Source organism: Candidatus Chryseobacterium colombiense, from assembly GCA_029203185.1.
Classification (GTDB): Bacteria; Bacteroidota; Bacteroidia; order Flavobacteriales; family Weeksellaceae; genus Chryseobacterium; species Chryseobacterium colombiense.
Genome location: CP119310.1, coordinates 1603759 through 1617969 on the forward strand (window position 1 = coordinate 1603759; position 14211 = coordinate 1617969).

Genomic DNA, 14211 nt, shown 5'->3' on the forward strand with positions numbered 1-14211 from the left:
TTTATATGTTTGATTGTCCTAATATGATTTTTCCGTCTAAGTCATCATCATTTTCCATGGCGCAGTCCAGAAGTCTTCCCGGTCGGTAGATATTGTTCAGATTGGTAAGAGCAATCAGTAAATCATGAATACTATTTCCAAGATTAGCAGTATTGTCTTTCGACTTATCTGAAAGATATTTTTTAAAAGCCACTTCAAATTCCGCCAGGTCATTCTGAGCTGTTTCTTTTTCGCTCAGGCGGTCTCCTACCCAGCAAATTTTTGCCAGAACATGGGCAGGAATCTCCTGTCTAATGACTGTTTCTGCATAGCGTCTGAAATCCGGATCCTGAAAACGATAAGCAAATCCCGGAAGAACCACACTTACTCTGTAAGAATAAGGATCGAAAACATCTGTTTCACAATCTTCTTCACAAGAAGACATGAAGGCATCGGAATATTCCACCGAACCAGTAGCTGAATCCTGGGTATCAATATCATACATTACTTTAAAGGTTTCTTCGATTGACATACAACCAATACCTCCTACGATTTTATAATCTTTAGCGGTTGGTTTCAGTAATAAATGTTCAACAAGAAAAATTCCTTCTTCTGTAAATTCATATTTAAAATACTTTACTGTCTGTCTGATTCCATATTTCAGTTCTTCCAATGTAGAATAAGGACTGGTTTTTTTATGAGTCGCAATCACATTTTGCTGTTCGGTATCGTCTATTACTTCAAAATAGTAATTACCCCCTAATGAAACACGCACTTTTATATTCCCAATCAGACAGTAATTATCTTGGCAATTTTTTATTTTTTCTATGGTAGCAGCATCTTCTTCATCGAATTTCTTCAATGCATTTTCCAGGTCTTCCTGATCTATCTGAATGGTTTGATAAATTGCTTCATTGAGGTTTTTGGTTGCAGCATATTCAATCTGATAGGTATTGACAGATGATAAGATAATATTGCCATCACCATCTTTGATTTTCCAGGTATAACTTGCCTTACCTCCACCATTTTCTGTTTTAATAATCGACACCGGCGACTGGGACAAGCTTCTTTGGGTATAGTTTTTAACGCCCAATAAACGCGCAATTCTTTTCTGTACCCCGGAAATATTATCTGTGTTCCAAAGCGCTGAATCTGCGAACAAAGTATAATTATAACCCAATCCGCGATCTTTACTTAAAGATTTGTATTCGTTTAAGAACTTCTCTTTGTTGCTCAGTACAATTTCATCGGTAGATTTTCCATACAGTGATTTCATTAAGAAAGTATAGTCACTGAAGGTTTCAGCAAAACGGGAAATCAGATGGTCTAAAACTTCGTTTCTACGTTCTACACTGTTATCAAGCTCTTCATATAGGGAATCTGTAAGTTCATCATCATTTTCGGTAGGATAATTAGAAACCAGCTCATCAAAACCTTTAATATTTTTAAGAGCCTGTGTAAAGAATGTTCTTTTTAAACCGCCATTTACACTCAATACTTCTTTTACTTTTTCAAGATGTTTGAAGTAGCCTGCCAATATCTGATCAAAAAACAATAAATATGCTTTTAATTGTTTTGCCAGAGCTTCTCTTTCGGGAGTATTATTTCCTATAATCCCTGATATTCCTACTCCGTAAGTATCCGGAAATTCATTTAAAATAGTGGCATAGTTGGCTACATCATAGGATGTTCCCTGTGGCAGAGCCAATTCTTTATTTAATCTTGCATCATCTCTGAGTACATCTTCTTCTCTTTTAAGGGTTTCTAAATACTCCTGAACTTTTTTCTTATTGATATTTAACGGAAGCGAACCTTTACTGTAGCTGAACGAACTCAGCTCACACAATTCCGGTTTTCTGCCTTTTTCAATACAGATCAGCCAATCGTTGGTCTGCTTGATCACGTTATCACAACCTGCAATAGAGATTTCGTGAATTTCTTTAACGCCATCAATTTTCATGATTTCACTGATAAGATCAGAAAGGCGAACCTCTCTTCTTAGCTGACTATTTTTAAGTTCTTCGGTATCAATAAAACCATTATCCAGAAGCGGCCCATCAAAAATTTGATCCGTAGTCAGACCTTTTTCAAGCATCTGTTTTAAAGAATAAAAATGGACTTCCGGAGATAAGTAATTATTGATCGTTTTTATTACTTTGGCATGTACCAGCTCTTCATCAGCTTTGTTTACCAATCCGATACGGGCACACACAGCAACTTTCTGGATTTCAACTTCTTTAATTTCAGCTAAATCTTCACAAAGGCTTCTATTGGCATGATAACGGTCTAATATCTGAATTTTGACATTGGATTTTTCGCATCCTGTACCTATATCATTAATATCTTCAGCATAATCTACATACAGATCATACAGTCCTTTTATATCGAAGTGCTGTGTCTTTTCTCCAATAGGTTTAAAGTCTATCTGCCCCGTTTTACAATCCACATACAATATTTCATTTTTAGGTACTAACCAACAGTTACGAATGGGCCTCTTATGACCTGCCACTGAGTTGATATCTATAAAAAGCTTTCTATAATCAAGCTCATTAAGAGGTCTGGATGGCAAAATCTCTGTAGCTTTCAGAAACTGTGTATGAATGTCTTTATTTACATCTTCGGATGTTAAGATATCTTCCATATTCAGATTCATTCTCATCCCAAGATCTGTTATGGCATAGCTCAACACTTCTAAAGTAGTAATACCAGGATCGTGGGAATTATAATCTGTCCAAAGTTTTCCTCCCAGCTTTTCTATGTATTCAATACCTGTTCTGCGTAGAAAATGAAAATCGGTCTGATCTCCGGTTTCTATATTTTTTGATATACTAATGTGCTTATTTTCTGACATAATTATGTTCTCTTCTTTTTATTATTAAATACATACCTGGTCTGTAATCGTAATATTATGCTGCTTCGCAGATACCAGGATTGATTTTGGATCCACCTCAATTAAAGATTGTCTTTGCAAAACATTATTCACCAGTATTTTGATCTCATCAATATAATCCACATAATACAGCTGCTCCAGATAACTCACCAGTTGATTGACATTCAATTCTACATTAAAATCAATGTCTTTAGTGTCTGTAAAAGCCCAAGGAGAGATATATTTTTTAATATCTTCATCCAATTGTCTGGTATAGAATGTTTCATCATATTGCTCAAAGAATTTAACCTTTGCTTCTATTTTGGCTTCTTTATAATTAGGATTGATTACCTGAGCAGTAACATGCATCGTATTTAATTCATTTACATAATTTTGAATTTTATTCAGACTGGCTCTGCTTACTCTTGGCTGATAGATATCAAAAGCATTTTTATTTTTAATATTCGGTACTACCATCAGCGTAACATGGCCGGGAGCCATATAGGAATTTTCAGAAGTGTGGTTTAAACATTTTACCTTAAAGACTTCCGGGAATTCCTGCAGTACCAGACTTTCATAATCCCATTGGGTGATTGCTCTGTGCTTATGTCTTAATCGTTCACTCACGCGTCTGTAAAACTCAACATCTGTTTCCTTGTATTTACCATCGAAAGAATTATAAGGCTGATGCACCGATTTCACTTGTGGAACTCTGGTAATAAGCTTCTTAATGGTATTGGCTTCTAACCCGTTATTTAAATGAGATAAATCATTGTCCTGGTTTTGGAATGTTGCTAAAACAGCCTGAGTATATATTCCCTGGACTTTACATACCGCATCATAGCTTCTTCCTGATTTGGCTCTGATCCAGACTAATCCATCGGTGAATCTTGTATGGTTTGTATCGATATCTTTAGGAATTTTAAACTTTACAATCCCCGATTCCAGGAACTTTCTGGTTTCATTCTGCAGCATATAATCTGACAGATCAATCCATGTATTATTTGAAAGGATATGCCATTCTATAAACTCTTTTTCCAGGAAAGTTTTCGCTAAAGGATTTTCGCTTCCTTCCAGCATTTGAATCAGTAAAGAAACTGTGGTTTTAGGCATCGCTTCAAGACCGATGTACAGTTCCCCTCCATTTTGGTGTACAGGTACAATACTTTTGGTTTCAATTTCTTTTTCGTACTGCCCAAATGCATCTTCATGATACACCTGTACTCCTTCGCTTTTTGTAGCTTCTCCGTTAGAGTCTTTTCTTAGATATGAATATGCAGTTTCTTTGGCGCTATAGCTCAGTTCTATGTCTTCAGCAAACGGAATATAAGGTTCATTCGGAATGAGCTTTTTATATTGTGGCGCGCTTGATAATGCCAATGTATACAATTTAGGATATACATCATGTAAAGAAGACTGATTCAGCGTCAACCGGATAGACTCACTCGTTCCCGATTCATTGCTTGTATTATTAATAGAAAACCGGGTTTTATAAACACCGTCTATTTTTTTGAACAATTCAAGATCATTCACTTTATCATACCATACTTCTTTCTCCAACAAGGCAGCATCTGCTTTAAAATAAGCATCAGAACTTACAATTGAAGAAGCTTCCAATGTCTGGAAATCTCCCAAACTAATGTTTTGACCAGGCTGGATTATATATCCGTTGTATAGATCTTTTATGGAATCAGGAGCATTTTTCCAGTTGATGGTAATGTCCGCGTTCAGCCATTTTTTAGAAAACATCTCAGGATATTTAATATAAAAATTAGAACCTTTAATGGGTTGTGCAGTAAATGGGTAATAAGGTTTTTCTGAATTTAAGGTATCACTATCATTTTCTAATTGAACAGATTTTATCCCTTTTACATCAACCGCTATTTCTATGTTTTTTATTAGCTTTTCTGAAAGAGCTTCGTAGATATCGTAGTAATTTGGTCCTTCGATCATGAATCGTACAACCGGGAAATTGGTCTGGAATCTTTCCAAAAGTACTTCCTTATTGTATTTTACAACCGCGGGAAAATCTTTTGGTAATGTAAAAGAAAGCTCTAATATGTCTTCTTCCTTTTTGTTGCATTGTAAAGGGATTCCTGACAACCATTCTTTTTCGCCGCTACAAAGCACCTTAATATTATTTTCAATATATCCTTCCGGAAGTTCTTGTAGTTTTTGCGTTGAGTTTTTATTAAAATCAATTTTAAGAGTTACTGTTCTTTCACCTTCTTTCAAATCAAATAATAATGATGCCACCGAAAACCCCAGTTTAGCTTTTGGAAGTTCTTTATAAATAGATTTTTTATCAGCAATTGTTTCATTAGCATTATATCCGAAAGGCCACCAATAATTGCTCTCTTCAGGTAATTTATCACCCAAACCATCGGAAGAATTTGCTATCGAAGCCATTTTCAGCTCCCTTTCTTTTACGTCGTTTAAAAAACTTTTAACCTCAACTACTTTTGCCTGATTGGCGATAAGCTCGTCACCTGTTTTGTAAATACGTTTTTTTCCGTTCGCATCTTTATCACCATCCAGCAAGGTATCGCTTGGAATTCTCTCCTGAATTGCTTTTTTCGCCAATTCAAAAATCACATAAACCTTGTCTTCTTTGGCATCATTTTTTTCAATCTGAAGGATTTCATTATAATAAAAATCCAGATGCCTTTTTGTTAAATTATTGAAGGCCTTTTTTGAAAAATCCAATAATTTTAAAAAACAGACAAATAAGGTGAGGTGAGGCGTTAAATTACTGTCTTGTTCAAACTGGGAAATAAGGTCTGCAACCTGTTTTTTCATACTTTTATACTCCACGCTTTCTCTGCGCGGAATCGTATCGGCATCGTCACCTAAGAAGAAGTTTCCCCATCTTCCTTTTGGTGTTGTGTGATCGCCTTTGTCAAAATAGTTTACACGCTGTGCAAAATTGTTTGCGAATAATAGCCAATCAAACAAATCGAAATCGTGTAATTCAAGATTGCCAGGATCTAATTCTGCTAAAAAGCGCTGCATTTGTGATTTTCCTTCACGATAATGTGAAAATGTATCTGTTTTTTTCATTTGTTTATATTTATCTTTCTATGGTCAGATGCAATACTTATTGTAATATTGGTAGTATTCAAAATGGCTACAGACATCCCGTAATTCATTATTTTTCAGTAGCTTCCTCTTTATAAAAAGGAAAAACAATATTGCTTCTTGTATTCGTATTTCTTACTTCGTAGTCAATTTTTATCAACACTTCTCCTTCAAGCTCTTCCTGGGTATCAATGTCAATACTTAGAATGTTTATTCTAGGTTCGTGATATAAAATTGCACGTTCGATGATTCCTTTCATCTGTGTGATAAGCGTTAAATCTAAAGGCTTAAAGAGCATCTCCTGCAAGTCGCATCCGTAGTTTGGGAACATTACACGTTCTCCCGGGCGGGTTGACAATAAAATAATAAGGCTATTATTAATGTCTTCCACATCGGTGGTCATTGCCAGTTTTCCTTCAGTTTGATTAAACTCAGGCGGGAAGCTCCAGCCTATTCCTAAAAAATCTGTATTTATTTTCATACGTTATTGGTATTATATTTAGTTGTAACATCTTGCATCTGTAGCATAGAGTTTTGGTTGTTCTAACCGTTTTGTTATTGATGTTTATTTAAATAGCGGTTTCTCCTCATTTCAAACCCTGCTCTTATTATCCGCCTATTAAAACAGTAGCTTCGCCTGCGCTTATTACGCCTCCATGAGCGGTAGAATCCCCCATTCTTGCAGCAGGTTTTCCGCCTATCAAGACACTTGAAGATCCTGATGCAATAGTATCTAAAGGACCTGTACACACTGCTTTGTCTCCCACTCTGGCTGCGGGTTTTCCTCCAATAAGCACTGTAGGTTCTCCTGCAGGAATGATCGGTCCGCCTACATGCGGAACATTTCCCGTCACCATAGGACAGGTATGCATATCTGTAATTCTTGCTGCCGGTTTCATGGTTATTAATTAATTTTAACTTGAGATCCTTTTACTACTGTTACTGCTCCTGATTTAAGCTCTGAGCCGGAACTCCCTTCAGCTTTTAACTGAGCACTTGCTTTCACACTGATATTGGTTCCTTCCATTTTAATGTCACCTTTTGCCTTAATCTTGATGTCTTTTCCGCTTTCTATACTGATGCCATCTTTATTAAGCGTAAGGATATTGGAATGTTCATCTTCTATTTTAATGATATCCGCATCTTCATCCAGAATCACTTTTTTACCTTTTGGTGTTTCAAGAGTATAAGAGATTTTATCATCATTAAAGATCATTTTCATTTCGCTTCGGGTTACAAAACCCTTTTCATTGTTCTCATCAGAAGCGACAAGCGGAGCCGGTTTTTTGCTGCTGTTCAGCATTCCCAGTACCACGGCATCATTGGGATCATCATTAATGAATCCGATGATAACTTCATCCCCGATTTCCGGTCTGAAAAATGACCCTCTGTTTTCTCCGGCGTCAAGAGTAGCTATTCTAGCCCAAATTCCTTCCTCTTCATTATTAATGATCGGTATTTGCACTAAGATTCTGTCTTCTCCATCCGGATCTGATTCCAATTGTGACACAACACCAATATGCAATCCGCTTATGGAAGGAATAATTCCTGAGCCAGGCATTTCGCTTACATCATAAGTTTCTGAAAACCACGTTGGAGAAAGTCCAAACTGAGCATCAACCAGCCAGTTTCCGTCGGCTATTTCATGACGGACACCAGTAACGTATATTTTTCCGTTAAATCTATTCCCTACTCCTTGTAGCGTTAATGAAACTCCTGGTTTCACGGATGGAATTCCCTGGAATTTTACTCTTCCTCTTGTTTTAGCCAATTGCTGAAAGGTTGCTTTAGCATCGCCCCATTCCTGCAACTCGCCCTGCGTAAGATTTCCGCCATGCTTAAGCTGAAGATCTTCAATTCCGAAAACCTTTGCCAAATCGCCGGATGAAAGATTTCCATTCAGATTAATAGCCGGATCCTGAGCTTCCACTTCCGTCAGTTCCTGATCGGTATAGCTCCAGGTTTTAGCTGTAATTTTGTTGAATTGATCTCTGGCGTCAATTTCTCCGTCAAATTCGTGTACTGAGGATCCGTAAACCACTGTTTCCACTGCTTCACCGCTAAAATTCGGCTTGGCAATTTTGATCGTTCCGTCATCAACAAAACACAATTTACCGTTTACCTGTGCTCTGGTTAACATAAAATCCCAATCAGAAGCCTGATACTGCACCAGTTCTTTATGTGAGTTTGAAGTAGCTTCAACATCAGCAGTTGCACCGCTGTTACCAATTAATTCTTCAATGATATCACTGTCTTTGCTGTCGTAGAAATATTTACTTTTTCTTCCTAAAGTCATTTTTACAGCCTTATCCCTGCATTCGATAATGAGATAAGAAGCTCCGTTTCTGATTTTTATATTGTGTTTTACCACAACTCCTTTAAAGATGGTTTTTTCTTCGGAGTGATATCCTGCTGTAATTTCGATTTCTTTTCCGGGAATTAACAGTTCTTCATTACTTAGCTTGAAATCCTGCTCCGGTACACTTCCATCTAAAATAACGATACGGGCATAAGGAATTCTGTTAACTTCTTTTTCTACCACTATGCTTTTCACACCATATTTGCCAGGCAATTCTGAGTCTCCGGCCATTACCTTATAGGTTATTAAATCGGAAGTTCTTGATGTTTGTATGTATCCGCTGTTGTTCATTTTATGATGTTTTTTCTATTGGTGGAAAATAGAGTTCACTCCCTGGTTTTAATTGCCTGAAATTGACAAGACCATTTGCCTTTGCAACTTCTAAATAGTATTTGGAATCTCCGTAAATTCTTTCAGTCATTAAAGGCAATGTATCTCCATCCTGCACTGTTCTTTTATGGGTAAGATCCGGAGACGATGTATTTGCAATTTTTGCTGCAAGTTCTTTACTAATCGACCCACCAAAATTTGCTTTTCCTATAGCTCTTAAAGGAGTTCCGTCATTGTTGAATAATTTATAATCTATTGTAAACTCATTAAGAATACCTTTAAATTCAAATTTTCCCCAAATAATGATGACGTTATATGGTTTATGAATTGTCCCGTCATAATTTCCAGTTGCTTCATAAAAATCATAAAGTTGATCTGTAACCGATTTTTTGCTAAAAGGATCTTTTTTTCCTAAACCTTCTTTTATCTTATTGACAAGCTTATTACCTGGGTTATCTTTTGTTACCCCCGTGCCATCAAACAAAAACTCTAGCTGTAATGATGGCGAGGAAGTTTTATCAAATTTCTGCTCACCTGCACTTGCCCCGCTTGGCTGTGTGGTATTGTATTCATTTTTGCGTGTAAAAGAGAAACCGGTTGGATTAATCATAGCTTTAAAAGCTCCACTCTTTTTTATTTTGTTGTAGCTAGCATCCTCATAGGTATCTATTTTTACTTTCATAATTTCTCCTCCCATTATCTTTCTTTTTTACGTTGTTCAATATTTACTACTTGTTCTACACTTTCACTCACTGCTCGCATAATTTTAGCTTCATCTACCGATTGAGTAGTTGTCGCTGCTGCTTTTTCGTCCACATTTATTTTAATGTGAAGCTCTTTTATTTCTATTGGCATTTCGTTTGTTTTTTAATCAATTATTAATATCCAAAAACACTAATAACCAATGATTTAACATATTTATTTTAAAAAATCTAAGCACATACAGAGTGCGTTCAGTCTTGCGATAGACCAATCTGTTGTTATTTATCTGAAAAATTTTGCTGAATGTTATCTGAAAACTAACACACTTCCAGTGCTTAGATTAGATTTAGAAATTACAAGCCTAAGCTTGCTAATGACGAGGGTATTGTGAAATATCTGTATTTCAGTTCTATGGTTTCAATAGCAAGCTTGCTTTCTTCTGCATTGAATTCTGAAACTTCCCATTTTACAGGGTATGCTCCAACTACATTCCAAACCATTAAAGGTGCTGTAGATTGTAGACCCCCTGAAAGGGTAACGATCAGATTTCTTGGTTCAAACTCGAAGTTTTCCATCGCATTTCTGCACCAGCTTATCAATCCGGAACTTACGATCAACCCACGTTTAAGAACTAAATTAGGATATTTGGGTCTCAAAGGAAGCTGATGAGTAAATCTGTTTTCGCCTCCTTCGGCATATTCTTCAGTTGGAATTTCTGTTGATAAACCGGAGATAGATTGAAATCTGGAGTCAATACCCTCTGTTGTCGAGATCCCATTAACAATAAAAGAGAAACTGGTTGGAGGATATAAAAGAGCCATGATTAGTTATTTTCGATTGTTAATCCTTCGTGTGCAATTTCCAGCGTTTCAATGGCAACCTCATTACCTTCTGCTTTCAGATCTGTTGGATTCATTTTAAGCGGGAATGCATTTTTTACTTTCCACGTTACTGCTGGTTCTCCATTTTCGTCTAAAAGAGAAATTGTAATCGATCTTCTCTCTACTGTATTCAGCTGAATCGTCTGGAACCATTCAAAAAATTCGTTATCACTTTTGAAAGTTCCTCTCTTTAAAGTAATGTTGCTGAAAGTTTTCAATCCCGGCATTTTAATCTTGCTGAAATCGGGACTTGCTCCATGTCTGTATTCAATTAAAGCGGCTTCGGAATTTAATCCACTTACTTCCTGAAATCCTACTTTTGTTCCACCCCAATCTACTTCAAAGGCAAACTTTACTAATGGATATGTACTCATAATTTATGTATATTTATTGTTATTAATTTATTTTATGCTTCCTGTAATTTGTGTGAAAAACGTAACACAATAAATTCAGCCGGACGTACTGCTGCCATACCGATTTCGATGTTCATTCTTCCTTCCAGAATATCCTGAGCAGACATCGTTTTGTTTAAACCTACACTTACATAGTAAGCTTCTTCAGGCTTGCTTCCTGCCAATGCTCCGTCCTGCCACTGCTGGTTCAGGAAATTCTCGATCATAGTCTGCACACGGATCCATGTATTGGCTGTATTAGGTTCAAAAACAAAACGTTCTGTTGCTTTTTTCACAGATTCTTCCACCATGTTAAAGAAACGACGTACAGAAATATATCTCCATTCGTTACTGTTTCCATCTAATGTTCTTGCTCCCCAAACCAAGGTTCCTTTTCCCGTAAACGTTCTGATCGCATTGATTGATTTTCCAGCATCTGGATCTACGTTAAGACTTTCCTGATCTTCGTGAGAAATTTTTACTATTGGTGCTACTACATAATTAAGTCCAACATTAGCCGGTGCTTTAAATACTCCTGAAGTAGCATCAACTTTAGCATACACTCCCGCCATTGTTGATGATGGAGCCAATACTATTTTTTTAGATTCAATTAATTTTTTAGCCTGGTTATACAAATCAGAACTTTTTGATTTTAACCATGCTAAGTTATCTTGATTTACAGGCATTGAAACATTTACAAGAGTTCCTGAATCATCTTTTACTTTATAGCTAGTTATTTTAACAGATTTATCTTCAAAGCCATAGCTTAAAACTGTCTCTAATTTTGGATAATAAGCAGCTCCATATTTTAGACGCTCACCACTTGTACCAGAACTAGGACCCGCAGTTCTAAATGTAGAAACATCTCCAAGAACATCCATAATAACAAATCTGTCTTTCAAATCTTCTGCCTGATCTAAAGCTAAATTATATAATTGATAAGCTCCTGCTGCAGTTAAAGCTTCAGCGTCCGGGAAAACAATAAGAGTTGGTTCGTCTTCTTTTTCTAATGTATCAAGACCTGCTGTTAAATCAGCCAATTGTGCCTGCCCGTTTGATGGATAAGTTCCCGCAGAAACAATGTAACATGGTCCGCCGCCGTTTGCAAAATACATTTGCATAGCATAATACATTTTGAAAATACCGAATTTATTTCCGTAAGTTGTAGTGACAAGAGTATCTTCAATTGAAATAGAGATTTCTCCACCTTCATCTTTTGGTTTTCCGAAAAGTGTTTCGTACTCTAGCATAGAAGAGATTCTTGTCGGTTCATTTTTTGGTCCTTGCGTTGTATATCCAATAAAAGCAGGGATAGCCGTTTCTACTTGTGCTACAGAGGGTGGGAATTTTGCAATTTCCTCTACGTAGACTCCGGGTGTTTTGTAATTCATTTTTTTAAATTTTAAAGTTAATATTAGTTATTTTCGATTGTTAATCCTTCGTGTGCAATTTCCAGCGTTTCAATGGCAACCTCATTACCTTCTGCTTTCAGATCTGTTGGATTCATTTTAAGCGGGAATGCATTTTTTACTTTCCACGTTACTGCTGGTTCTCCATTTTCGTCTAAAAGAGAAATTGTAATCGATCTTCTCTCTACTGTATTCAGCTGAATCGTCTGGAACCATTCAAAAAATTCGTTATCACTTTTGAAAGTTCCTCTCTTTAAAGTAATGTTGCTGAAAGTTTTCAATCCCGGCATTTTAATCTTGCTGAAATCGGGACTTGCTCCATGTCTGTATTCAATTAAAGCGGCTTCGGAATTTAATCCACTTACTTCCTGAAATCCTACTTTTGTTCCACCCCAATCTACTTCAAAGGCAAACTTTACTAATGGATATGTACTCATAATTTATGTATATTTATTGTTATTAATTTATTTTATGCTTCCTGTAATTTGTGTGAAAAACGTAACACAATAAATTCAGCCGGACGTACTGCTGCCATACCGATTTCGATGTTCATTCTTCCTTCCAGAATATCCTGAGCAGACATCGTTTTGTTTAAACCTACACTTACATAGTAAGCTTCTTCAGGTTTGCTTCCTGCCAATGCTCCGTCCTGCCACTGTTGGTTCAGGAAATTCTCGATCATAGTCTGTACACGGATCCATGTATTGGCTGTATTGGGTTCGAAAACGAAACGTTCTGTTGCTTTTTTCACAGATTCTTCCACCATGTTGAAGAAACGACGTACAGAAATATATCTCCATTCGTTGCTGTTTCCGTCCAGTGTTCTTGCTCCCCAAACCAAAGTTCCTTTTCCTGTGAACGTTCTGATCGCATTGATTGATTTTCCTGTAGTCGGATCTACATTAAGGGCATCTTGTTGTTTATCCGAAATTTTAACTGCAGGTGCTTCTACAAAGTTAAGTCCTAAGTTTGCCGGTGATTTCCATACTCCGGAAGTACCATCAACTTTAGCATACACTCCCGCCATTGTTGATGATGGAGCCATTACTACTTTTTTAGCCTGAATTGCTTTTTTAGCCTGGTTATAAAAATCAGAATTCACTAATTTCAATCCCGCTAAACTTGCAACCCCAAATGTACCCGTAACTAAAACATCAGCCTCGTTAAAATCATAACTCAAAACTGTTTTTAATTTTGGATGATAGGTTGCACCATATTTTAAGCCTGAAGCAGTGACTTCACTTCTAAAAGTATCATCATCATCTCCAAGAACATCCATGATAACAAATCTGTCTTTCATAAGTTCTGCCTGATTCAAAGCAGTGTTATAGACAGAATAAGCCGCAGTAATATCAGTAGCATCAATTTCAGTAAGATCTAAAGCATAATTAGCAGAAGCTTGGGCATTATTTGTAGCAGTAGTAGACACTGTATTAAAAACAGCAGCGGCAGCCTGAGCAGCACTCTTAACGCTTGCAACAGTAGCATTTGAAGCAGCTGCAGCAATTTCAGCAGCATCAGCAACAGCCTTAGCAGCCTTATTAGCCGCAACCTCAATAAGGTTACTAGCATCAGCAACAGGATAAGCATTAACTTTAGCAACCGCAGCTGCAACAGTAGTTTGAACATCAGTACCTCCATTTGCAGCAGTAACTACAGCGGCGGCAGCAACTTTTGCAGCAGCAGCTACATCTTCAATATCTTCAGCAACTGTTACAGCAGCTTCAGCAACAGCAATATCAGCAGCAGAAGGAACTAAGCCTTGAAGATCCGGAAAAACAATCAGAGTCGGTTCGTCTTCTTTTTTTAATAATTCAAGACCATACAATAATGTTTTTTGTGTTGTAGAAGTTCCTACACTTACTGTATCTGTATAATCTCCTACTGATACGACATAGCATGCTCCACCGCCATTCGCAAAATACATTTGCATAGCGTAATACATTTTGAAATCGCTTACTTTAGTTTGTGTTGCTGTTGCAACGCCATCTTTGAAAACTACAGCAAAAGTTTCAGGGTTTGCTTTTCCAAAAAGATCTTCATACTCCAACATCGAAGAGATTCTCGTTGGCTTATTTTTGGGACCCTCCGCTGTATACCCGATAAAGGCAGGAATAGCCGTTTCAACTTGCGCTACGGAAGGCGGGAATGTTTCCTTCTCCTCCACATAGACTCCAGGGGTTTTGTAATTCATTTGTTAAAAATTTTAAAT

Annotated in this window: 12 protein-coding genes; all 12 read right to left on the reverse strand. The window is 36.9% G+C overall.

The window, feature by feature from the left end; all coding sequences use genetic code 11:
• Position 1: 1 nt before the first annotated feature.
• The 12 genes from P0Y62_07065 to P0Y62_07120 all read right to left on the reverse strand — a co-directional run bounded on the left by P0Y62_07065 (position 2) and on the right by P0Y62_07120 (position 14193).
• Positions 2 to 2830 (reverse strand): hypothetical protein, encoded by a 2829-nt coding sequence (locus P0Y62_07065; protein WEK71313.1) that lies wholly within the window; start codon positions 2828 to 2830, stop codon positions 2 to 4.
• Positions 2831 to 2854: 24 nt separating this feature from the next.
• The gene (locus tag P0Y62_07070; protein ID WEK71314.1) at positions 2855 to 5908 is read right to left on the reverse strand and encodes a baseplate J/gp47 family protein; all 3054 of its coding nucleotides are present in this window, start codon (positions 5906 to 5908) and stop codon (positions 2855 to 2857) included.
• An 88-nt stretch (positions 5909 to 5996) separates the two neighbouring features.
• A complete protein-coding gene (locus P0Y62_07075; protein ID WEK71315.1) occupies positions 5997 to 6407 on the reverse strand; it encodes a GPW/gp25 family protein in 411 nt (136 codons plus the stop codon).
• Between the two features lie 127 nt (positions 6408 to 6534).
• Positions 6535 to 6825, reverse strand: coding sequence for a PAAR domain-containing protein (locus tag P0Y62_07080; GenBank protein ID WEK71316.1), 291 nt, complete (start codon positions 6823 to 6825; stop codon positions 6535 to 6537).
• 5 nt (positions 6826 to 6830) lie between these two features.
• The gene (gene vgrG / locus P0Y62_07085) at positions 6831 to 8576 is read right to left on the reverse strand and encodes a type VI secretion system tip protein VgrG (GenBank protein ID WEK71317.1); all 1746 of its coding nucleotides are present in this window, start codon (positions 8574 to 8576) and stop codon (positions 6831 to 6833) included.
• 1 nt (position 8577) lies between these two features.
• Complete coding sequence (locus tag P0Y62_07090; protein WEK71318.1) at positions 8578 to 9297, reverse strand: LysM peptidoglycan-binding domain-containing protein; 720 nt, start codon at positions 9295 to 9297, stop codon at positions 8578 to 8580.
• A 14-nt stretch (positions 9298 to 9311) separates the two neighbouring features.
• Positions 9312 to 9470, reverse strand: coding sequence for a DUF5908 family protein (locus tag P0Y62_07095; GenBank protein WEK71319.1), 159 nt, complete (start codon positions 9468 to 9470; stop codon positions 9312 to 9314).
• Positions 9471 to 9670: 200 nt separating this feature from the next.
• The gene (locus P0Y62_07100; protein ID WEK71320.1) at positions 9671 to 10138 is read right to left on the reverse strand and encodes a phage tail protein; all 468 of its coding nucleotides are present in this window, start codon (positions 10136 to 10138) and stop codon (positions 9671 to 9673) included.
• Between the two features lie 2 nt (positions 10139 to 10140).
• A complete protein-coding gene (locus tag P0Y62_07105) occupies positions 10141 to 10572 on the reverse strand; it encodes a phage tail protein (GenBank protein WEK71321.1) in 432 nt (143 codons plus the stop codon).
• Between the two features lie 32 nt (positions 10573 to 10604).
• Entirely contained in the window at positions 10605 to 11981 is a 1377-nt protein-coding gene (locus tag P0Y62_07110) for a phage tail sheath C-terminal domain-containing protein (GenBank protein ID WEK71322.1), read from the reverse strand.
• Positions 11982 to 12004: 23 nt separating this feature from the next.
• Complete coding sequence (locus P0Y62_07115; GenBank protein ID WEK71323.1) at positions 12005 to 12436, reverse strand: phage tail protein; 432 nt, start codon at positions 12434 to 12436, stop codon at positions 12005 to 12007.
• A gap of 32 nt (positions 12437 to 12468) precedes the next feature.
• Entirely contained in the window at positions 12469 to 14193 is a 1725-nt protein-coding gene (locus P0Y62_07120; protein ID WEK71324.1) for a phage tail sheath C-terminal domain-containing protein, read from the reverse strand.
• Positions 14194 to 14211: the final 18 nt, after the last annotated feature.